This window comes from Anaerococcoides asporogena, assembly GCF_029590275.1.
Classification (GTDB): domain Bacteria; phylum Bacillota; class Clostridia; order Clostridiales; family Clostridiaceae; genus JG1575.
In genome coordinates this window covers 1,459,213-1,481,386 of the sequence record NZ_CP120965.1, presented here as the reverse complement: position 1 = coordinate 1,481,386, position 22,174 = coordinate 1,459,213, and the positions used below count along the sequence as shown (strand labels likewise).

General features: G+C 54.6%; 23 protein-coding genes. 1 reads left to right on the top strand and 22 read right to left on the bottom strand.

Annotation, left to right across the window (positions count from 1 at the left end; genetic code table 11):
* Positions 1-251 precede the first annotated feature (251 nt).
* The 11 genes from priA to lspA all read right to left on the bottom strand — a co-directional run bounded on the left by priA (position 252) and on the right by lspA (position 10,017).
* Entirely contained in the window at positions 252-2,447 is a 2,196-nt protein-coding gene (priA, locus tag P6M73_RS07160; protein WP_277855424.1) for a replication restart helicase PriA, read from the bottom strand.
* Between the two features lie 67 nt (positions 2,448-2,514).
* Positions 2,515-2,754 (bottom strand): DNA-directed RNA polymerase subunit omega, encoded by a 240-nt coding sequence (rpoZ, locus tag P6M73_RS07155; protein ID WP_277855423.1) that lies wholly within the window; start codon positions 2,752-2,754, stop codon positions 2,515-2,517.
* On the bottom strand, positions 2,732-3,364 hold the full coding sequence (gene gmk / locus P6M73_RS07150; protein WP_277855422.1) for a guanylate kinase: 633 nt from the start codon (positions 3,362-3,364) through the stop codon (positions 2,732-2,734). The genes rpoZ and gmk overlap by 23 nt, the downstream gene beginning before the upstream one ends.
* Positions 3,357-3,629: an extracellular matrix/biofilm regulator RemA gene (gene remA, locus P6M73_RS07145; RefSeq protein WP_277855421.1), complete on the bottom strand. Its 273-nt coding sequence runs from the start codon at positions 3,627-3,629 to the stop codon at positions 3,357-3,359. The genes gmk and remA overlap by 8 nt, the downstream gene beginning before the upstream one ends.
* Positions 3,630-3,656: 27 nt before the next feature.
* A complete protein-coding gene (locus P6M73_RS07140) occupies positions 3,657-4,532 on the bottom strand; it encodes a YicC/YloC family endoribonuclease (protein WP_277855420.1) in 876 nt (291 codons plus the stop codon).
* 309 nt (positions 4,533-4,841) lie between these two features.
* Positions 4,842-5,831 carry an asparaginase gene (locus P6M73_RS07135; RefSeq protein ID WP_277855419.1) on the bottom strand — a complete coding sequence of 330 codons (990 nt, stop codon included), beginning with the start codon at positions 5,829-5,831 and terminating at the stop codon, positions 4,842-4,844.
* Positions 5,832-6,104: 273 nt separating this feature from the next.
* Positions 6,105-7,253: a THUMP domain-containing class I SAM-dependent RNA methyltransferase gene (locus P6M73_RS07130; RefSeq protein ID WP_277855418.1), complete on the bottom strand. Its 1,149-nt coding sequence runs from the start codon at positions 7,251-7,253 to the stop codon at positions 6,105-6,107.
* Positions 7,254-7,256: 3 nt separating this feature from the next.
* Positions 7,257-8,081, bottom strand: coding sequence for an exodeoxyribonuclease III (locus tag P6M73_RS07125; protein WP_277855417.1), 825 nt, complete (start codon positions 8,079-8,081; stop codon positions 7,257-7,259).
* Entirely contained in the window at positions 8,082-8,627 is a 546-nt protein-coding gene (gene pyrR / locus P6M73_RS07120) for a bifunctional pyr operon transcriptional regulator/uracil phosphoribosyltransferase PyrR (protein ID WP_277855416.1), read from the bottom strand. It abuts the gene before it with no gap.
* On the bottom strand, positions 8,624-9,556 hold the full coding sequence (locus tag P6M73_RS07115; RefSeq protein WP_277855415.1) for an RluA family pseudouridine synthase: 933 nt from the start codon (positions 9,554-9,556) through the stop codon (positions 8,624-8,626). The genes pyrR and P6M73_RS07115 overlap by 4 nt, the downstream gene beginning before the upstream one ends.
* Positions 9,553-10,017 (bottom strand): signal peptidase II, encoded by a 465-nt coding sequence (gene lspA, locus P6M73_RS07110; RefSeq protein WP_277855414.1) that lies wholly within the window; start codon positions 10,015-10,017, stop codon positions 9,553-9,555. The genes P6M73_RS07115 and lspA overlap by 4 nt, the downstream gene beginning before the upstream one ends.
* 615 nt (positions 10,018-10,632) lie before the next feature.
* On the opposite strand from lspA, the gene P6M73_RS07105 reads away from it, so the two are divergent.
* Complete coding sequence (locus P6M73_RS07105; RefSeq protein WP_277855413.1) at positions 10,633-11,337, top strand: hypothetical protein; 705 nt, start codon at positions 10,633-10,635, stop codon at positions 11,335-11,337.
* A 213-nt stretch (positions 11,338-11,550) separates the two neighbouring features.
* Here P6M73_RS07105 and P6M73_RS07100 read toward each other — a convergent pair whose 3' ends face one another.
* The 11 genes from P6M73_RS07100 to mraZ form a co-directional block, all read right to left on the bottom strand.
* Positions 11,551-12,309 carry a YlmH family RNA-binding protein gene (locus tag P6M73_RS07100; protein ID WP_277855412.1) on the bottom strand — a complete coding sequence of 253 codons (759 nt, stop codon included), beginning with the start codon at positions 12,307-12,309 and terminating at the stop codon, positions 11,551-11,553.
* Entirely contained in the window at positions 12,309-12,767 is a 459-nt protein-coding gene (locus P6M73_RS07095; RefSeq protein ID WP_277855411.1) for a cell division protein SepF, read from the bottom strand. The genes P6M73_RS07100 and P6M73_RS07095 overlap by 1 nt, the downstream gene beginning before the upstream one ends.
* 203 nt (positions 12,768-12,970) lie before the next feature.
* Positions 12,971-13,672 carry a YggS family pyridoxal phosphate-dependent enzyme gene (locus P6M73_RS07090; RefSeq protein WP_277855410.1) on the bottom strand — a complete coding sequence of 234 codons (702 nt, stop codon included), beginning with the start codon at positions 13,670-13,672 and terminating at the stop codon, positions 12,971-12,973.
* Entirely contained in the window at positions 13,672-14,475 is an 804-nt protein-coding gene (locus P6M73_RS07085) for a cell division protein FtsQ/DivIB (RefSeq protein WP_277855409.1), read from the bottom strand. The genes P6M73_RS07090 and P6M73_RS07085 overlap by 1 nt, the downstream gene beginning before the upstream one ends.
* Complete coding sequence (locus tag P6M73_RS07080) at positions 14,472-15,686, bottom strand: FtsW/RodA/SpoVE family cell cycle protein (protein WP_277855408.1); 1,215 nt, start codon at positions 15,684-15,686, stop codon at positions 14,472-14,474. The genes P6M73_RS07085 and P6M73_RS07080 overlap by 4 nt, the downstream gene beginning before the upstream one ends.
* 59 nt (positions 15,687-15,745) lie before the next feature.
* The gene (mraY, locus tag P6M73_RS07075) at positions 15,746-16,711 is read right to left on the bottom strand and encodes a phospho-N-acetylmuramoyl-pentapeptide-transferase (RefSeq protein ID WP_277855407.1); all 966 of its coding nucleotides are present in this window, start codon (positions 16,709-16,711) and stop codon (positions 15,746-15,748) included.
* Positions 16,712-16,713: 2 nt separating this feature from the next.
* Entirely contained in the window at positions 16,714-18,066 is a 1,353-nt protein-coding gene (locus P6M73_RS07070; protein ID WP_277855406.1) for a UDP-N-acetylmuramoyl-tripeptide--D-alanyl-D-alanine ligase, read from the bottom strand.
* A 56-nt stretch (positions 18,067-18,122) separates the two neighbouring features.
* The gene (locus P6M73_RS07065; RefSeq protein ID WP_277855405.1) at positions 18,123-19,925 is read right to left on the bottom strand and encodes a peptidoglycan D,D-transpeptidase FtsI family protein; all 1,803 of its coding nucleotides are present in this window, start codon (positions 19,923-19,925) and stop codon (positions 18,123-18,125) included.
* 94 nt (positions 19,926-20,019) lie between these two features.
* Positions 20,020-20,469 carry a hypothetical protein gene (locus P6M73_RS07060; RefSeq protein WP_277855404.1) on the bottom strand — a complete coding sequence of 150 codons (450 nt, stop codon included), beginning with the start codon at positions 20,467-20,469 and terminating at the stop codon, positions 20,020-20,022.
* Between the two features lie 58 nt (positions 20,470-20,527).
* Entirely contained in the window at positions 20,528-21,484 is a 957-nt protein-coding gene (gene rsmH, locus P6M73_RS07055) for a 16S rRNA (cytosine(1402)-N(4))-methyltransferase RsmH (RefSeq protein WP_277855742.1), read from the bottom strand.
* A gap of 2 nt (positions 21,485-21,486) precedes the next feature.
* Entirely contained in the window at positions 21,487-21,915 is a 429-nt protein-coding gene (gene mraZ, locus P6M73_RS07050; protein ID WP_277855741.1) for a division/cell wall cluster transcriptional repressor MraZ, read from the bottom strand.
* Positions 21,916-22,174 lie beyond the last annotated feature (259 nt).

Here is a 22,174-nt window from a genome sequence, read left to right as displayed (position 1 = left end):
CAGCTCTCTTCATTCCAACTGTTTTTTATTGAGCTTTTCATCGGTTCATCCGCTTTTCTGCTCAGCTGGTTTACTTTTCAGCTGGTTATTCTGTTCAGCTGGTTATTCTGTTCAACTGGTTATTCTGTTCAACTGTTGATCATCCAGCAAAGAGTGGAGAGTCTTTTCTGATTTGCTCCATTTCATCTGCTGGCTTTTTTCAGCTCTTCATTGCTGAGCTCTTACCTTGGCTGGAAATCCAACTGAGGGCTCTAAACCAGATTCATCGGGTTGGCATCCAGGGAGACCCGGATGTCCTTGCCCCGAACCGCCTCATAGACCAGATCTTTGCAGGCCATGGCGAAATCCTGTGTCAGCTGACCCTTAATGATGATCTGCTGGCGGAAGTAGCCTTTGATTCTGGAAATCAGACAGGCGCTGGGTCCCATTACAGTAATGTTAGCATAGCGCGAACTTAATTCCCTTAAGAGCTGTGCAACAAACTGTATATTTTTTATTAATTCGGCTTCCTGCGTCCCGGACAGGACGATGGCAAGCAGGTCTCCCCGGGGCGGATAGGCCATGGCCTGGCGCACCATCATTTCCTGCTCAAAGAAGCCGAGATAGTCTGCCCGGGCCGCCATGGTGACGGGATACGCTTCGGGCTGGTAGGTCTGAAGGACCACCAGTCCGCCCTCATCGCCCCGGCCGGCGCGGCCCGATACCTGGGTGATAAGCTGGAAAGTCTTTTCGTAGGCGCGGAAATCCGGCAGATTCATGGACAGATCCGCTGCCAGAATTCCCACCAGATCGACGCCGTGGAAATCCAGACCCTTGGCGACCATCTGTGTTCCGATCAGAATATCGGCAGCCCCATCCCGAAAGGTATTGTATATCTCTTCGTAAGCTTCTTTATGACTGGTGGTATCCCGGTCCATCCGCAGCACCTGGGCATCGGGGAAGCGCTTTCTGACTTCCTGTTCGACTTTTTCCGTCCCGATGCCGAATTCCCGGATAAAGGACGAGCCGCAGGAGGGACAAAGTTCCTTCTGATACTGGCTGTACCCGCAATGGTGGCAGGTCAGGCGGCCGCCCTGGTGCTTGGTCAGGGAGACCGAACAATTGGGGCAGCGGTAAACAAACCCGCAGGCCCGGCAGGATACAAATCCGGACATGCCGCGGCGATTGAGAAACAGAATAATCTGCCGGCCTCTGGCCAGACTTTTTTCCATTTCCGCTGCCAGACGGCTCGACAGAATGCTCCGGTTGCCCAGCCGCAGTTCCTTGCGCATGTCGACGGTGACTACCGTCGGCATGGCCCCCTGACCCGCCCGCTGCGTCAGCTGAATCAGATGATACTGACCCTGGCGCGCCCGGTCAAAGGCTTCCATGGAGGGCGTCGCCGAAGCGAGCACCACTTTGCCTCCGGTCTGTTCCATCATAAAAGCCGCCACATCGCGGGTGACGTACTTGGGACTGGTCTCCGACTTGTAGCTGGTTTCGTGTTCCTCGTCCACCACTACCAGCCGGAGGTCGCGAAAGGGCAGAAACAGCGCAGACCGGGCACCGATGGCAATGCGCACCTTGCCCTCGCGGACCCGCATCCATTCATCATAGCGCTCCCCGTCGCTGAGCCGGGAGTGATAGACGGTGATGTCCCGGCCAAACCGGCTCTTGACGCGTTCAATCATCTGCGGCGTCAGGGCGATTTCCGGCACCAGAATCACAGAGTCATGCCCCTGCTTCAGCATATGGCTGACCAGGTGCAGAAAGACCTCCGTCTTGCCCGAACCGGTGATGCCGTGCATCAGGTAGGTTCCGGGATCCCCCTCCACAATGGCGCGAAAACCCGCGGCCTGCTCCTGATTCAGCACCCGGGCGCCATCCTCGGCATAGCGTACCGTGGAATAGCGGTCCTCGACCCGGTCTTCGACCTGGAGAAATCCGTGTTTGATCATGGTCTGAAGGGAACTGGCGGAAAATCCGGCCCGGACTGCTTCCGCCTTGATCACGCCGCCTTCGGCCAGGCTTTCTCTGACAAAATCGCAGATCACTCCATAGGCTTTGGCTTTGGGGTGATCGGGCGGAATGGGCTGCCCCGGCACCAGAATTTTACGGTATTTATGGCCCACCCCGGTCAGTTCTCCCCGGGGGATCAGCAGACGCAGCGCGTCCAGATGGGTGCACAGGTATTCCCGGCGCAGAAAATCAACCAGTGCCAGTCCCCTGACATCAAACAGGCCGGAGGCCAGCACCCGCTGAATCGGTTTGACCTTGTCCGCCGGAACATCGGGATCCAGGTTGTCCCGGATTCCCATGACAAAGCCCTGAAGGTGGCGGTTGCCTCCCCCAAAGGGAACCTGAACCAGATCCCCCACTGCCACCGTCAGATCCTGCGGCACCGCATACAGAAACATTCGATCCAGCGTCTGGCTCGTCGAATTGATAATTAGATCGGCATAAGCCATGGCGTTCCCTCCTGTCATTTGAAAAAACCCGCCTTCAGGCGGGTCCTTCGTCCGTTTGGCTAGTTATCTACTTGGCGATGTCCTTGATCGTTTCGTACTGAATGAGGCCTTCGTTGACTTCGTCGATGGCCGTTGACAGCGGCTTATCCGAATCACCGTCATCCGTCAGGGGTTCCTGCTTGGCAACAATCTGACGGGCCCGGCGTGATGTCACGGTCACCAGACGGTAGCGGTTGTCCACTTTTTCCAGAAGGTCCTTGATGGACGGATTGATCATAGTCTTTTTATCCGATGATTTCTTTTCCATTGTGTTTTTCTCCCTGTAAGTCTTTGATATTGGGCAATACCCTGGCAACGCGGCACTTTTCCGCCTGCACGATCGCCCGTACATTGGTCAGCGCCTCTTCCACCGTGGTATTGATGACGGCATAGTTGTATTTGGAAATGTAGTTGATTTCCTCAAAGGCGGATTCAAACCGCCGGATCAGCGATTCCGGCGTTTCCGAACCGCGCTTGATGATCCGGTTCTTCAGCTCCTCCATGGAAGGCGGCAGAACGAAAATGAAGATCCCTTCCTCCGTGTTTTCCTGAACCTTGAGTGCCCCCTGGATATCGATCTCCAGGATGACATCGATGCCCTGGGCAAGCTTCTCCTCGACGCGGGAGCGCGGCGTTCCGTACAGATTGCCGTAGACCTCCGCGTGTTCCAGGAAATCGCCCTGAACCAGCTTGGTTTCAAATTCCGCGCGGTCCAGGAAAAAATAGGATACACCCTCAGTTTCTCCCACCCGCGGTGAGCGGGTGGTGGCGGACACGGACAGCCAGGTGTTTTTGGCTTCCTTCAGATACGCGTTGCAGATCGTTCCCTTTCCGGCCCCGGAGGGTCCGGAAATGACAAACAGCAGGCCTCTAGTCATTCGGATTCTCCTCCACTTCTTCCTCGCGGGCAGTGATCCGATGAGCTACTGTTTCCGGCTGAACCGCCGAGAGGATCACATGATCCGAATCCGTGATAATGACGGCGCGGGTTCTGCGGCCGTACGTCGCGTCAATGAGCATGCCGCGGTCCCGGGCTTCCTGAATAATGCGCTTGATGGGCGCCGATTCCGGTGACACAATGGCCACCAGGCGGTTGGCCGATACAATATTGCCAAATCCGATATTGATCAACTTGATGTTCATTCATCTACTCCTGTCTGTTCAATGCTGCTATTCGATGTTCTGGATCTGTTCCCGGATTTTCTCAATCTCATTCTTGATATCCAGAACGAGACTGGTGATTTCCAGGTCCACAGACTTGCTGGCCATGGTGTTGGCTTCCCGGTTCATTTCCTGAGCCAGAAAATCCAGTTTCCGGCCGATCGGTTCTTCCAGGTTGACCAGATCCTTCAACTGATCCATGTGGGAATACAGTCGGGTGATCTCCTCGTCAATGGACGCACGGTCGGCGTAGAGGGCGACTTCCTGCGCGATTCGGTCATCATCGGCATAGAGCTGATCCAGCTCCGCCAGACGTTCCCGCAGCTTCTCGCGGTAGCGCTGCGTCATGCCTTCGGCCAGCCGGGCAATGAGTCCCAGCTTTTCCAGAATCACGCCGCGTTTTTCCAGCAGATCCCGCTTTAAGTTTTCTCCCTCGGCCCGGCGCATCGCTTCATGATTGGTCATGGCTTTGCCCAGAACGCCGGAGATCAGTTCCCAGACCCGGTCCAGGTCCTCGGTTTTTTCCTCCAGCGTAATGACATTGTCCAGCTTCAGCAGAAAGCTCGACGCGATGTCGTCCACAATGCCCAGTTCCTGGGTCAGCTGACGCAGAGCCTCGACATACTTGCGGGCTGCGCCCTCATTGACCCGGACCTCAAGGTCGTTTTCATTGTGATTGCGGTAGGTCAGGAAGACATCCACTTTGCCCCGGGCAATGCCGGAACCCAGCTGCTTCTTGATGCGGTCCTCCAGAGCCATCAGTGCCTTGGGCATCCGGATATTGATGTCCAGATACCTGGAATTGACGGATTTAAATTCAAGATCCAGCGACCGGCCATCCAGTACATCGGAGGCTTTGCCAAATCCTGTCATGCTTTTGATCATAGGTTCCCATCCTCATTTCATATCTATCTATCCATTATAGGGAAAGGACCCCATAAATTCAAGAAAAAGCGAGAAAACAAAAGATAATCGATCAAAACCGGCCCTGACAGCGGATAGATCACCCCTGCTGCGGCAAGGCGCCTGCCAGGCCTGCAAGATCCGGCTGATTCTCCGGTTTAATACCAAAATCCTGTTGAACCCCAACGCCGCGGGAGTGCATGGCCCGGTCAGCTATCCTTGCCAGTTCAGATGCCTTTCCCGGCAAAGACCGGGATCCCTCCAACCATGGTCGGAAGGATCCCGCCTGTTTTACAGTTCGCTGTACAGATCCCGTTCAAACCATTCCTTGACCGTTGTCAGATCCTCGGTGGCAGACAGAGCGACCATCAGCTTGATTCGGGCCTTCTGGCCATTGAGGTTGTCCCCCAGAATGACGCCCAGCTCCCTCAAATTGCGGCCTCCTCCCGGATAGCCGTAGGAATCAAACACGCGGCCTTCAAAGCAGCGCGAGACAATGACCACGGCCACTCCCTGGGAAATGGCCCGCCGGACGCCGGCCACCATCTGAGGCGGGATGTTGCCGCGGCCCATGGCCTCAATCACAATGCCCCGGTCTCCCCTGTCCAGACAGAAATCCAGGAACGCCGAATCCATGCCCGTGCAGGTCTTGATCAGGGCGACCCGGCTCTCGAGATGGTCGATCTCATGGGATTCGTGACGCAGCGTCTGACGGTAGAAAATGACCTGATTGTTGTCCACAATGCCCACCGGACCGTAGGTCGGCGTGCGGAAAGCGTTGAGAGCCATGGAATTGGCTTTGGTTACTTCACTGGCCGTATTGAGTTCTCCGTTGAGACAGACCAGCACACCGCGGCCCTTGGACTTGTCGGAAGCCGCGGTACAGATCGAAGCCGCCAGATTGGACGGTCCGTCATAACCCAGCTCCGAGCCGGACCGCATGGAACCGGTAAAGACAATGGGCTTTCTGGTATTTACGGTCAGATCCACCAGATAGGCCGTTTCCTCCAGTGTATCTGTTCCATGAGTGACAACGACTCCGTCATAGTCTCCCAGGGTCAGTTCGCGAATCAGCTTGGCCAGATCCATCATGATCTCCGGTGTCATATGCGGACTCGGGAATGACGAGAACTGGAAGGAATCCACCTTCGCGTAATCCTCGATTCCCGTTACCAGCGTCATAATCTCTTCGCCGGTCAGCGACGGCACCGCCGCTTTCAGCTTCGGATCCACCTTCATGGAAATGGTCCCGCCATTAAAAATCACAGCAACTTTTTTCATCTTTGTCTTCCCCCGTCATGGGCCATGCCGCGGCTCTCAGCGCCCGTCGCATGAGCTCATTGTTAAAATACAAGTTTTGCAATACAAGTTCGATATCGGAAATTCGTCTGTCTAAAAAAGGTTTCTAATACAATGATTGATTGATTGATTGATTTCGGGTCCGGCTCTCGCATTCCTTCGAATATTCTGTTTCCCCGGTTGGACGCGAAGTTCCAAGGCGGCCTCTGAACCCTGGCGGTTCACCGATTCTTCCTTTGAAATCCGGGCAGGGAATTATTTTTCCTGATTGGCTTTGGCTTCGGCCTTGCGAAAGTACTGATACATATAGCACAGCAGCCGGCCGTTATAGAGCTTGCGGTTCTTGTCGGATTTCTGGCCAAAGTATTTCTCAAAGTCCTTCAAGGCCGTGAAGACGTTGATGTCATAGGCCGGATACGCTTTCCGGATCTTGCCCAGAGCATAGGACAGAACCTGGGCCGTTTCCTCTTCATCGAGGCGTTCGCCGTAGGGCGGGTTGGTGATGATGGTGGCCGGAGTCTGCTCTTCCACGAAATTTCGGGCGTCCCGTTCCTTGAAGAAGATATCACGGAACACTTCGGCTTTTTTGGCGTTCGCCTTGGCGGTATTGAGCACCCAGGAGTTGATGTCATAGCCCGTGAGCGAGAGCTTCTTCTCCCGGTCGATGGCGGAGCGGGCTCCGGATCGAACCATTTCGAAGGGATTTTCCTCCAGGAACTGCGGCCAGGCTTCACAGGCAAAGGTCCGGTACAATCCGGGCGCCATGTTTCGGGCGATCATGGCAGCTTCGATCAGAATGGTGCCGGATCCGCAGAACGGATCGAACAGCGGCACTTCTCCCTTCCAGCCGGAGAGCATGACCAGGGCCGCCGCCAGAGTTTCCTTCAGCGGAGCCGCTCCGGAGTCCTTGCGGTAGCCGCGCTTATGCAGGCCCACGCCGGTGGTGTCCACCGACATCGTCACCTGATCTTTCAAAATGGCCACTTCAATTTTGTATCTGGGGCCGTCTTCCTGAAAATCCCGGCCGGGATAGGTCCGGCGCATCGCTTCCACAATGGCCTTCTTAGTGATGGACTGACAGTCCGGCACCGAATGCAGCTGGCTTTTCACCGATTTTCCGTTGACATGCATGAAGGCATCCGGCGGCATCAGTTCGCCCCAGGGCAGCGCCAGCACGCCCTGATAGAGTTCCTCGAAGGTGGTCGCGGAAAACTCGCCGAAATTGATGAGTACCCGGTCGGCACAGCGCAAATGCGTATTGGCAATGGCAATGTCCATTTCGTCTCCACTGAACTTGACCCGGCCGTTTTCCGTCACCAGGTCATCGTAGCCCAGCACTTTCAGTTCTTTGGCAACCAGGGCTTCCAGGCCGAAGGTTGCCGTTGCGATCAGTTGATAATCCATGGACTATTCCTCTCCTGCGGCGAAGGCGTCTTCGCTGGCCCCAACAGTGGACAGACCGGTCGTCGGCCAGTCCAGGGTGAGGGTCAGCGGACAGTGGTCCGAGCCCATGTACTCATTGAGAATCTGAGCATCCAATACCAGCGGCAGAGTCGCTTCATCCACGACAAAGTAATCGATGCGCCAGCCGACGTTGCGGTCTCTGGCCCGGAAGCGCTGATCCCACCAGGTATAGATCACCTGGTCCGGATTCAGGCGGCGGTATACATCAACAAAGCCGGCATCCAAAAACCGGCTGAACCAGTCGCGTTCCTCCGGCAGGAACCCAGACGTCTTCTCATTGGACTTGGGGTTGGCCAGGTCGATTTCCTGATGAGCGACGTTGAAGTCGCCGCAGACCACGACATGACGGCCTTGTTCCTTGAGGGTGCGGAACAGTTCCAGGTAATGGTCATAGAAGCGCATTTTGTAGGCCATGCGCTCTTCCCCCCGTCCGCCGTTGGGAAAATAGATGCCAAATACCGACAGCTTGCCAAAATCGACCCGGATGACCCGGCCTTCTTCGTCAAACTCGGAGCCGGTGCCTAAAAACACCTGATCCGGATCAATGCGCGAATAGACGGCTACTCCGGAGTAGCCCTTGCGCTGCGCCGGGTGGAGCATCAAGCGATAGCCCAGCTCCTCCAGATCCATCTCCGGTGTCCGCTGGTCTTCCTGCATCTTGATTTCCTGCAGGAACAGGACATCGGCATCCAGCTGAGCCGCCAGAGCGGCGAAATCCTTCTTCATGATGGCCCTCAGGCCGTTGATATTCCAGGATGCGATCTTCATTTAAGCTTCCTCCTGCTGATAAAGCAGCACAGCGTCCTGCTCGTCAAGTTCGCGGATCTCCACCGCCACCAGTTCATTCTTGGCTGTGGGAACATTCTTTCCGACATAGTCGGCCCGGATCGGAAGCTCGCGATGGCCGCGATCCACCAGAACCGCCAGCTGGATGCTCTGCGGACGCCCCAGCTTGACGACCGCGTCAATGGCGGCACGCACCGTCCGGCCGGTATAAAGTACGTCATCCACGAGAATAATCTTGCGGCCGGCCACGGAAAACCTGGTTCCGTGATCAACGACCTTGGGATATTCGCTCATCTCGGTGAGATCATCCCGGTACAGGGTGATATCCACTTCCTCCACCGGCAGGCGGACGCCCTCAATATCCTCAATCAGACGGGCAATGCGGTGCGCCAGCGGAACCCCGCGGCGCTTGATCCCCACCAGACTGATGTTTTCAATTCCCTTGTTTTTTTCTATAATTTCATGGGCGATCCGTTTCAGGGCCCGTTTCATAGCCATTTCGTCCATTAGATTCGATTTTAAAATCACACTCGTCGACCTGCCTTTTCTGCAGCCAGTTTTTCTAAAACCAGCCTGAATTCTTCGGGAACCGGCACCGAAAATTCCATCGGCTGCCCGTCCCGGGGATGTAGAAAGCCCAGGAGCCTGGCGTGAAGCATCTGGCCCTGGTATTTAACTCGCTGTTTTTTGAACCCGTAGACCGGATCCGCCGCCACCGGGTGATGAATTGACGCCATATGCACCCGGATTTGATGCGTCCGTCCGGTTTCCAGCCGCAGCCGGACCAGGGTCATGTCCTGATAGCGCTGCTGGACTGTATAATGGGTCACTGCCCGCCGGCCATTTGGAACAATCCCCATGCGCAGTCGATTTCTCGGGTCGCGCCCGATGGGCGCGTCAATGGTTCCCTGATCCATCTTGACCAGCCCCTCGCACAGAGCGACATATTCCCGGGTCATGGAATGGTCAGCCAGCTGTTTGGACAGGGCCTGATGGGCTTCATCGTTTTTTGCGATCACCAGCAGACCCGAGGTGTCCTTATCGATCCGATGGACAATGCCCGGACGGATCACGCCATTGACCGAAGACAGGTCCGTCAGATGATACAGCAGCGCGTTCACCAGCGTGCCGTGCTCGTTTCCCGGCGCCGGGTGAACCACCAGGCCCACCGGCTTGTTAATAACGGCCAGATACTCATCCTGGTAGATAATCTCCAGGGGAATGTTCTCGGCCTCAACTTTCAGCTCCACGGCCGGCGGCAGTTCAAACTCCACTTCATCGCCCGCTTTGAGCTTATGGGAGGATTTGACCCGGCGGGCATTGACCAGCAGCCGGTCATCCTCAATCAGGCGCTGTACCTGTGACCGGGAAATTCCTGGGAATTTGCCGGACAGATAGACGTCAACCCGCAGGCCGGCCTCCGCTTCCTCGATCAGGTAGTAAAATTCCTCGGTCATGAACGGTCGCCCTGCCTTCCTTCAATAAAGAGAACATAAAGAATCATCAGGCCAGACCCGACGACGACACACGAGTCCGCCACATTAAACGTCGGGAAATGCCAGGTGCTGTTGAGGTGAAAATGAATGAAATCCACCACAAAGCCATAGAAAAACCGGTCATAGGCATTGCCCAGCGCTCCGGCGACAATCAGGCTCAGCGAGATCTTCATCAGCGGATGGACTGACCGGTTCTTCACCAGATACAGCAGCAGCAGGGTACCCATGACCAGGGAAATGACCCCCAGTACCCGAATCTGCCCCTGGAAAATCCCAAAGGCCGCTCCGCGGTTCTCCACATAGCTGAAATCCAGATAACCCGGAATCAGATCTATCACCTGACCCGCGGTCAGGTTGGCCAGCGCCCAGCGCTTGGACAGATAATCACCGGCGATTCCCAGTATAATGATAATCCAAATCATAGAATTTACCTCTTTCTTGTACGGACCATTCGGGTCCGCCTGTTATTTCCGGTATACATACCAGAGTCCACTGGATGTCCTAAACGACCCTCTCGATTCCTGCGGAAGTGAAGAAAGCATCAGGAAACCATCCCCCGAATCTGCTCTGGTTTCTCTATTAATTTATCACAGTGAGCCCCTGTTTGCCACTGGCGGGCGCAAAAGGAGGACTCATGCTCTTGATCTTTTACGCTCGATGGGTCCATTCATTCTTCAACAGAACATTCAGAACGGATTGCAAGGTCGTTTCTTGACCTTTCTTGAACAGGAAGGATCGAATGAGTCAACCTGCGGCAGCTTCCGATCAGCTGATTACGAACCGAAACGTTCCTCAGGACCGATGATGCCGGAACATCCATCGCCTGTCCTGTTTCCTTCTACCGGGTCATTCTGGCGAACCCCCCTTATCCATCCATTTTTTCAATTTAAAATCATTCATTGACAGTAACCTATTTTATGATTATTATTAATGTTAACCAATTCTATCTTTAATTGATTAATTTCTCCATCATATAAATAACCATTATTACAATTGAAACCGCTTAATAATTCAAATTTACATTGGGAGAACTCAAAATGAGACACAGCATATCAGCCATCTTACTATCCGGCACACTTCTACTACAAGGCTGCAGCATCCTGGGTACCGGAACTGGCACTGGTGCTGGAACATCCGGAACTGCTGCAGCGATCGGAACCTCACCCACAGCAAATACCTGTGCAAATGCAACTGCTGCGGAATCGGACAAGACAACAGCCCAACTCAACACAACGACCCCAGAGTCAGTAAACCCATCAAACGCATATGATTACCTTAAAATGACTAAATTATTTAATTTTGTCAAGTCGAATTTATCTTTGCCCAATTTGGAATTGACTGAAGAATATGGATCAGCCTACCGATTATACTTGGATCCTGAAGTCACTTTTGATGGTCGGGGCATCGTTGCCAGTCAGGATGAAACCAGACCCTATAAGATGTACTTAGAGTATGCTCAAAAAGACAGCTCCCAGAAGAAAATCCAGCTCAGCATCTATTTTTATTATAATGACCCTGAGCTAAATGCATTTACTTATGATAATTTTGACTCGTTTGGCAATGGGGACTTCATTGAAAAATCTTATTTCATGAAATATGACATGGCTTTTATTCGAGTAACCCAAAAATTCTATGACCCATCAATGAAAGAAAATTCCGATGAGTATTATCTCGAGCAGCAAAAGTCGGCTTCAGCCATTACAGAGGAAATCGTAAAGTTACTAAAGAAATACCGGAATTAACCGGAAAGGAGTGCGTCCTTTGTTGCCGCAGCTCCTTTTTTTCGTTTGATACCCCTAACCAGGCACCTCAGGCAGCACCATATAATCTTTGCCTGGTCTGACGGTACGGAAAGTTTCATCCTGGTTCCTGATCCATCGCTTGATTCGTCCGGCTTGGAGCTTGCCACCTAAATTAAGAAAAAACGGGATCCGGCCGGATCCCTGTTTTTTTTATTAATATTGCTCTACCGTGAGGCGCAGCCGTCCCTTGCGGGTCTCCCCCGTGATTTCTCCTACCCGGAACTTGCCTGAACCGCGAATGGTCAGAACATCCTGAGTGTGAACGTCCTGAGCGCGGTCCTTCACTTCCCGATAATTCAGCAGGACCTTGCCGGACTTGATCAGCGCTTCCGCCTGGGAGCGGGATATTCCGGCGATCTCCGCGACCAGAGCATCCAGTCGCAGGGAGGCCACCTGAAGCGAGCGTTCCCGAACCGGACGCGGCAGAACCGATAATTCTTCCAGTCCCACTTCCCGGCAGCTGACCCCGTTGGAACCGACCTTGGTCAGGTTTTCCAGAATGTAGGGCATTATTTCCGGCAGCATCGGAATATAGCAGCAGTCAGAGACTACCATCAGGTCTGAGAACTTCTCCCGCCGCACGCCCAGGCTCATCAGCGCACCCATGTAGTCCTGATGCGCCAGCGGGCGGGCCGGATAAAGGTTTTTCACCTCCAGAACGGCAATCGAGCCGTCTGCCTGATCCAGCGGCGAGGCAAACAGTCGCCGATCTGCCTCCAGGGGACCGTAAAAGCCGGCCTCGGGCGGAAGGCAGCCCTTTTGAGCTTCGATCCGGGACCAGACGGCCGGCGTATAGAATTCGTTGGAAACCAGAGGGCGGCCCGACCAGGCTGCCTCGATGCAGCCGTACAGGCGGGCCAGCAGAACCGGATCCTCCCCCGGAAAAAGGGCCATAAAACGAGATTTATCCATTATTTCATGCCAAACAGGTTCTTCATGACCGATTCCGTGCGGGCGCTGTTTTTCAAGGACACGCCGCAGGGGGTCACTACATAGACCGCTTCCATGACTTCCTGGATATCCCCGTCCAGGGCAAAAGCCGCTCCGGACACAAAATCCAGCAGGCGCTGAGCGCTCTTCAGGTCCATCCGGGCAGTATTGATCACAATAATTTCTCCGGCCCGAACTTCATTGACAATCGCCATGGCATCATCAAATGCTTCCGGACGGATAATATTCACGGCCTGTTCCTCGACAGCCGGACGGATCGCTGCCGGACCGGCAGTTTCCTTTTCCCGACGCTTGAAGAAGGAAGGTTTTATAACATTATTCTCCTGCGGGCTGACCTCGGCTGCGTCCACTTCATCCTGAAAGCTTTCATAATCATCTTCCAAGCTAAACGTCCGTTTGAAACTATCTAATACGCTCATCCTGATTCCTCCATTCCCATGATACTCATTTGATATGTTCTTTTTTTATCTTTTCGGTTATTTCTTATTCTGTTTCCGCTGCATCAGACGGATTCGTACAGTGCGGACTGCAGATCACCCGAAGCCATCTGCCAATGGCCTGGGTCAGGTCTCTCGCCAGAGGTATGCTCTGGCCAGTTCCCGTTCCGGAATGGCGGGGTGAATCAGACCTCTGCAGGGTCTCCGGCGGACAGAGAGGTATTGGCGGAATAATCGCGGGCTCCGAAGATGGCGCTGCCGATGCGCACCATGGTGCTGCCGCAGGCCATGGCGGTCTGATAGTCTCCGCTCATGCCCATGGACAGAATCTCCATCTCATAGCGGGGTCCTTCCTTGGCCTTTTCCTTCCGGAACAGCTCCTGCATGGCCTGGAACCAGGCCCGCTGTTCCGCTTCATCCTCGGTCTCGGGGATGACGGTCATCAGCCCTTTGACATGCAGTCCCGGCAGTTCCCGGACCGCTGCCGTCAGCTCGGGCAGATCTTCGGGCAGCGCGCCGCCCTTGTTCTCCTCCCGGCCGATGTTGACTTCGAGCAGGATGTTCTGGATATAGCCTTTTTTTCGGGCCTGGCGGTCGATTTCCTGTGCCAGACTGATCCGGTCCACGGAGTGGATCAGATGAATCCGCTCATCCAGGTATTTTACCTTGTTGCGCTGGAGATTGCCGATGAAATGCCATTCAATGTCGGCGGGCAGCTGATCGATTTTCCGCATCAGCTCCTGCACCTTGTTTTCGCCAAATGCCCGCTGACCGGCCTCGTACGCTTCCCGGACGGCTTCGGCCGGCTTGGTTTTCGACACGGCGATCAGACGGACATCCGGTGCCAGCGTTGCCCGGATCTGATCCAGATTATGCTTGATTTCCATTACGATTCTCCTTTGGGACGGATGACGGGATCCGCATTGAACTTCAGATCGATGATGGCCGGTTCTTCCTGGATTTTCACCACCTTCAGGATATTGATCGCCCGGTTGACCTTCTGTTCCAGGCTGGCGCCATCCCCCAGCTCCACAACCCAGCCCCCGGATTCGAGTTTCAGGTCGGCCGGATCCGTCAGGATGAGGCGCGAAAAGCGGATGTCCGAGGTGTTCTGATCCATCAGAGCCATAAACTCCACCATCACATTTTTCTTGATGCCCTCTCCATACATCGTATGACCGGGCGCCAGGGGTTTGGTGTCATCAACCAGTTCGACGATATTCGGCGGAATGATGATCTGACTGGACAGGACCCGGCCCTGGCGGTCCAGCACCACCACCTGCCCCTCCTGAATCAGGGCATATTCCTGGGGATATTCCTCCGCCTCAATGGTCAGGGTTCCCAACAGGGAGCTTTTGATCCGCACATTGCGCAGGTACGGATCCGCCAGCACGTCCTGGCGCAAAGCACTTCTGCCGACCAGCAGCGCATGGCGGCCGATCTCGGCATTGGCCCGGGCAGTGATTTTCGCCTGATCGGCATGGGCAAAGCCCTTGAGGCTGACCTGGCGGATCTTGAACAGCGGCGAGAAAAAAAAGATGACGATGAGCAGCAGTCCGATGCCGCTTCGGGTCAGGATCCGGAAGAGCCGACTCTGTCGCTGCCGCCGGGCCTGATCACGCCGGACCAGCAGTTCCGATACCCGTTCCGGGCTCTCCTGCCGGTTGTTTTTGAATCTGGTGTTTGTCATGACATCACCTTCTGCTTGGAAATATTCAATAGAATTCCCATGGCGGCCAGGTTAACGATCATGGAGGTACCGCCGGCCGAGATGAAAGGCAGCGGCACGCCGGTGACCGGGAACGCTCCCATGACAACGGCCATGTTGATGGCTGCCTGCAGTCCGATAATGGACACAATGCCGACACTAAGCAGCTTGCCGTAAGAATCCTTCGCCTGCCGACCGATTTTCAGTCCGGTCAGAACCAGGAAGGCAAAAATACTCAGGACCGTCAGTCCGCCCAGCAGACCGAGCTCCTCACAGATAATGGCGAAGATAAAGTCATTTTCGGCATAGGGCAGCCAGAATGCCTTGAAGCGGGAGTTGCCGAGCCCCCGGCCCAGCAAGCCGCCCATGGACAAGGCGTAGAGCGACTGAACCAACTGAAGCGTATTGCCAGTGGGATCGGAGAACGGATGAAAAAAGCCCATCATCCGGTCAAGACGATAACCCGTGGTCCGAACCAGGACAACGCCGGCCAGTCCGCCGCCCACGAAAGGAAATATGTTCCACCACATCGGCACCTGGGAAACCAGGATGACCAGGAAGGCTGCCATCGCCAGAATGGCGCTGGTGGACAGATTGCTCTGCAGCTTGGCGATGATCAGGATGAAGACACCGACAAAGCTCCAGACCAGAAGATAGCGATAAAAAATGGTTCGCCGGGGGGTGGTTTTGGGAAATGTCATCAGACAGGCCGTAAGGACGGCAATGTAGTACTTGGCGATTTCGGAAGGCTGCAGGGTAGTAAACCCAAGATCCAGCCAGCGATAGGCTCCGTTGACCGGTGTTCCGACCAGTCGCGGCAGAAGATTCAGCAGAATGACCACAGGTGCGAGCCCCAGCAGCAGAGACCAGTTCAGACGATGATAGTCGAAGGAAGCCATGAACCACATGGCGCCAAACCCAAGAACCGTCAGAAGAATCTGCTTGCCGATAAAACCAAAGATGCTTTCCTGGCCGCGCCGGATAATGGTGTAGGAGGCCGTGGAGGTGACCATGACCAGTCCAAAGAGCACCAGCGTCAGGAGCAGAAACAGGAGTGTCCGGTCAATATGACTCAGAGAGAAGTCAAAGGACCGGTGCAGGTTCCGGAGCGTCGAACCAAAGGATGGTTTCCGGGCGGGACGGACGGGCGGCAGCTGTGGCCTGGGTGCTGGTTTTTCCTGATGCTGTTCCATTATGTCCCTCCTTTCCCGGATAATCCGATATACTTCAGCCGGATTCCCTTTGGGGCGGATCAGCTGATGAGATAAGCGATGGCAACGCAGACTGCGGTAATAAGCGAGAAGATGCCGACGATTTTGACTTCGGACCAGCCCTTCTTCTCGAAGTGGTGATGGATGGGCGACATGAGGAAAATGCGCTTGCCCCGGGTCTGGAAGGAAATGACCTGGATAATGACGGAGGCAGATTCTATAACATAGATCAGGCCGACCAGAATGAACAGCAGTTCGGTCTGAGTCATGACGCCCAGCGTCGCCAGAGCGCCGCCCAGAGCGAAGGAACCGACATCACCCATGAAGACCCGCGCCGGGTGCCAGTTGAAAAACAGGTAGGCGGCCAGCGCACCGGCCAGAGCGGAAGCAAACAGGATGACGGCAGGATCTCCCCGCCTGACGCCATACAGAATGTAGAATATGGCGACAATCAGCGATACCGAGCCGCACAGGCCGTCGATGCCGTCCGCCAGATTCACGGAATTGGTGACGGAAGTGAAAAATACGATCATAAACAGGAAGTACAGGACAGTCCCCAGGGTGAGTGTCTGATTCAGCAGCGGCACCTTCAAAACGAAGGGAGCCAGAGTCTGGTTCATCACATAGGCTATGCCAACGGCAAACAGCACATTCAGGCCGATTTTCTGGCGGGCGGTCAGTCCTTCCGACTGATGTTTGCGGATTTTGGCGCGGTCGTCAACGAAACCGATCAGACCAAACAGCAGCAGGCCGATTACGGGCCAGAGAACCCGCAGAAGATCTCCCGATGGGGGATAAATCAGGTTCATAATCAGATAGGAAACCAGAATGCCGACAATAAAGATCAGCCCGCCCATGGTGGGCGTCCCCTGTTTCTTGTAATGCTCCACCGGTCCGTCCTGACGGATCATCTGACCCTGGCGGTATTCCTTGAGTTTCCGGATTATGACCGGTCCGGCAGCCAGCCCGCTGATCAGGGCAATCACTATGGCTAATGCAATCTGCATGGTTATATCCTCTCCAATACACTTAAGAATCGTTCGAATTTCATGGACCGGGATGCCTTCAGATAGACCAGGTCCCCTTCATCCAGAAGATTGGGCAAAGCAATGACGGCATCCTCATAGGTCGGATAGCCATGGAAATCCTGGCTGCCAAAGCCCTCGCCGTATTCCTTGGCGAAGTCGCCCACGGCGATGAGGACATCAACCCGGGAGCGGGCATAGGCCCCTACTTCGACATGAGCCTTGGCGCTGTAGTCGCCCAGTTCCTTCATGTCACCCATCAGGGCAACCTTGCGTCCGCCGCGCAGAGCAAGGGTATCCAGTCCGGCTTTGGCGGATTCCGGGCTGGCATTGTACGCGTCGTTAATAACCGTCAGATGCTCAAACTGAGTCTCTTCCAGCCGCATGACCGTGCGGTCGATGGTCATACGGGTCAGATCCGCGGCGGAAATGCCCAGCTGATGGGCACAGGCGAAGCACAGGATGCCGTTGGCCACATTATGCATGCCGGGTACTTCCAGCTTGATGTGACCCAGGGTTTCCTCACCCCTCAGAGCGTCAAACTCAATGGTGCCGGGCTCCAGCGAGATGTTTTTGGCTCGATAGATGCCGGTGGCGATTCCGGCCGTCACGATCTGGTAGGTCTGGTGCTTGATACCGGCCAGGTAGGGATCATCGGCATTGAGGAACAGAACCTGGTCCGGCCCGAAAAAGTCCGTAATTTCCAACTTGGCTTTCAGGATATTTTCCCGGGTCTTCAAAATTTCGATGTGGGAGGTGCCGATGTTGGTGATTAACGCCAGATCCGGCCGGACAATGTCTGCCAGGAAATGGATTTCTCCCAGGGAAGACATGCCCATTTCCAGCACGGCGAAATCATAGCTGGAATCCATTGAAAAAATCATCAGCGGCAGTCCCAGTTCATTGTTGTAGTTGCCGCGGGTCTTAAAGACCTTGTATTTGGCGGACAGCATGCCGCAGAGCATGTCCTTGGCCGTCGTTTTGCCCACCGAGCCGGTGATGGCGATGAAACGGGTATTGGTCAGCGAGCGGTTCTTGTAATATTTAGCCAGGGCGGCCAGGGCATCCCGGGTGGAAGGCACCCAAACCAGACCTTTCTGTCCGGTCGGGATCACGTCCACGTCTTTTTCAATCAGCGCAATCGTCGCCCCCTGCTCGAAGGCGGTTAAAAAGTAGTCATTGCCATCGACCTGTTCGCCTTTAATACCTATGAACAGGGCGTTTTCCGTCACTTTGCGGGAATCCATTACGACGGATTCGCAAGTTACATCGTCATTGCCGAACAGGATCTTGCCACCTGTGGCCTGGGCTATTTCTATCAGTGTAAGTTTTTCCACGATCATCCATCCTCATATTTTTAGTTAACTTGAATATTATATCACGGAATGATCAATTAGTTGCCAGGTCCGTTCAGGTAGCTGATGGACTCCTGGATGATCCGCTTGGCCAGCGGTGCTGCCACCTGGCTGCCGAACGTCCGGTCCGTACCGGGCTCATCCACTGCGACGAAGACGGATATTTTGGGATCCTCCGCCGGCGCGGCGCCGACAAAGGAGGAAACGTAGAACTCATATTTTCCGGTCGCTGGGTTAACTTTCTGTGCGGTTCCGGTCTTGCCCAGAACCCGCAGTCCGTCAATCCGGGCTGCCCGGCTGCCGCCGTTGGCGACCGAGTTTTCCAGCATGGCCAAGAGGGTCTCGGCGGCCGAATTCTCCAGAATATCTTCGGTGCGCTGTTCCTCATAGGTGCGTACCACTTCAGTGGTTCCGTCGCCCTTGATCGTGCGGATTTCCTTCATCAGATGCGGCGTGGTCAGCTTGCCTTTGTTCACCACGGTGTTGAGATCATTCAGCAGCTGGAGGGATGTGGTCATGGTAGCCTGCCCCATGGATTTATTGGCCAGAGCATAGTCACTGGTGCCGGCCTTGAAATCCATCTTGCCCGAGGCTTCTCCGGTCAGATCAACACCCAGTCTGGTTCCCAGGCCGAACTTTTCAGCCCATTCGCCCAGCCGCTCCACACCCAGGCGGCGGCCCAGCTCAATGAAGCCGGGATTGCAGGAATTGGCCAGGATGTCGAAATAATTCTGATCGCCGTGCCCTTCCTTGTTGGTGCAGTTGATGCGGATGCCATTGACGATGGTGTAGCCGGGACAATGGAATACGTCATCTTCATCGACCACGCCTTCGGACAGTGCCGCGGCCATGGTCACAATCTTGAAGGTGGAACCCGGCTCATAGGCATCGGAAATGGCCCGGTTCTTCCAGGTTTCCTGTACCGTCTGACCTTCACTGACTGCATAGGGCTGGTTCAGGTCGAATCCGGGGCTGGTGACCATGGCCAGAATCTCCCCCGTCCGAGGAGCCATGACGATGATGTGAACGCCTTTGGCCTGATTGGCGGTCAGACCCTCCTGCGCCGCTTCCTCCGCGATCTGCTGAATCTTCTCGTCAATGGTGGTGACCAGGGTATGGCCATCCACCGGCAGGGTAACGATGGGTTCGGTCAGGAGAATGTCCTCACTGAGCTTGTCGACTTCCGAGATCTTCAGGCCGTCAATGCCGGCCAGATCATCTTCATAGACCGATTCCAGGCCGAACCGGCCTTTGTTGTCTTGCCCGACGATGCCCAGCGCCTGCGCAAGCATGTCCTGATTGGGGTAATACCGCTGAGTATCATCCAGGATCCTGAGCCAGGTCAGTTCATTGTCCCGGCGAAACTGTCTGAATTTCTCCAGATTGGTCAGATCTTCCTTGCTGCCCAGCAGCCCGTAGGACAAAAAGTTGCCCTTTGAGCCTGTGGCAGTCAGAATCTTGTAGAGTCCTTCCTGGGTCTTGCTCAGATATTCATCCAGACGGGCTGACCAGTCCTGGGCATACGCCCGGACAGCAGCCTGATCCGCTTCGGTCAGAGTATCCACATTTTTACGCCCCAGGGCGGCGCGTCTCATAGCCACCAGATCCGCCTCCACCGTAAAAGCCGAAACGCTGCTGGCCAGAAGACTGCCATTGCGGTCCACGATATCCCCCCGCCGGGCTGGCAGAACCGTCTCATTGCGCAGCTGGGCAAACGCCAGCGTCCGGATCGAACCGGCATCGTGCAGCATGACCAGGCTCAATTTGATTGCCAGAGCTCCAAACATCAGCGAGAAGATCAGAATCGGGATTCGGTTATTTTTTTTCAAGTCTATTTTCATATTCAGTCGCTCCTTGCGGGTCTTCCCGGCCGATGGACGGTCATTTAGAAAAAAAGAAAACTGAAATCATGCGGTTTCAGTTTTCTTTGCCTGTTTATTGAAAGAAGGCGAAAAGCTTTCCCCACCATGATACCTGATCTGCTGTCTGCGCAGTTCCGGTGAAGTTGTTGTAATCAAGATCCACACTCAGAGCCGTCTGGGCTGATCGTGACACATATTCGCCCGCCAGGGCTACCTGCTTGGTCTGATCCAGGTCCTGTGCCTTGAGGACGGTAACCCGCAGCGTTTCATTGGTCCGCTTCAGCTGAGTGATTTCCCCGTTGACGGATGCCAGATTGCGCTGCATGGCGTAAATGGCAATGGACTGCATCAGGATCACAAATACAACTGCCAGGGCAGCCAATGCCACCCAGTATTTGCGCAGGGCAGCTTCCAGTCGAAGGGCGCGTCGCCGCGACCGTTCCTGTTCGATCACAAGGTCCATGGTGGAAGCAGCATAGCTGCCTCCGGCCAGACTTGAATTCATTCGTTTGATTTCTGCCATTGATATTCCCCATTTTACTCAGAGTGAAGTGAAACTGCGGCCAGGCACCTCGGTTTTTCTATGTGTTGTCGCTGGCTGGCGGTGCCGCTGGAAGTTTTTCGCAGAGCCTCAGTTTGGCACTGCGCGAGCGCGGGTTTTCCCCCAATTCATCATGGCCCGGTTCAATGGCTTTGCGGGAAACCAGTGAAACGACGGGTACTTTGCCGCAGACACATGGGAGGTGTCTGGGACAGGTACAGGGATCGGCCTGTTCTCTGAAGACATTCTTCACGATCCGATCCTCCAGGGAATGGAATGTGATGATGGCGTATCGTCCGCCGGGTTTGAGCCGGGCAATGCCCGCCTCGATGGTTTTCTTTAATATGGTCAGTTCCCGGTTGACTTCAATGCGGATGGCCTGGAACGTTCGCTTGGAGGGGTGCGGGCCCACTCTGCGGTCCTTGGCCGGTATGGCGCGTTTGATGATTTCATTGAGGGCGAAGGTTGAGGTAATCGGACCTTCTTCACGAACCCGAACGATGTAGCGGGCAATGCGGGAGGCAAACCGCTCTTCGCCGTATTCTTTAATAATGCGGTAGAGATCGTTCTCGGTATAGGCGTTGACCACATCATAGGCGGTCATTTCGGCTTCCTGATCCATGCGCATGTCCAGCGGGGCATCGTTCATATAGGAGAACCCCCGGTCCGGATTATCCAGCTGATAGGAGGAAACGCCCAGATCCATCAGGATCCCGTCGACGCCGTCGGGTGCGTGCTCATCGATGATGGCTGCCAGATTCTCAAAGTTGTCATGGACGTAGGTGACATTGTCATGGTCACTGAGCCGTTCTCTGGCGTGCCTCAGGGCTTCCAGATCCTGGTCGATGGCGATGAGCCGGCCTTGCGGCAAATGTCGGAGAATTTCAGAGGAATGTCCCCCGCCCCCTAAAGTACAGTCCACATAAATGCCATCCGGTTTGATGTTCAACCCTCGGATCGCCTCGGACAATAATACGCTTTTGTGCTTGAATTCCATTGTCATAGCCCTAAATCAGCCATCCTTTCCGCCAGTTCATCCATATCCAGTTCTTCATTCTGGTACTGATCCCAGCTTTCCCTGGACCAGATTTCCAGCTTGTCCTGCATGCCGATGGTGACGACTTCATTGACCAGATTGCCAAACTCCACCAGATGAATCGGAATCAGGGCTCGGCCCTGTTTGTCCATTTCCACCTGGGTGGCACCGGCCAGGAAAAACCGCTTGTAGCGGCGGGCTTCATTGCGATTCCCCGGCAGTTGAGCCAAAGTCTCCTGGAACTGTTCCCAGGCCGCCATGGGGAAAGCATAGAGGCAGTGGTCCAGCCCCTTGGTCAGCATGAAGGGAGAACCCAGCTCATTGCGAAGCTTGGTCGGGATCATGATTCGATTTTTCGGGTCGATGGTATGCCAGTGCTCACCAATCAGCATGATCTTCACCACTTTTCTCCACTTTTTACCACTTTAGGTTCATTGTATAGAATATTCATCAATAATTCAACAAACGAAATCCCCTGCCTGGCCACTTCCGGCACGGGATTATAACAGAATATTTCTAAGAAAATAAACAAAAAAACTGCCGGCGGCAGTTTTTCAAAATCTTGTATTTCTTTTTATTCCCAATGTTTTTTCGTGTTATCACCAAAAAGGTGATTCCATGCCAGCATTTCAAAACCAAAACACCCGTTCT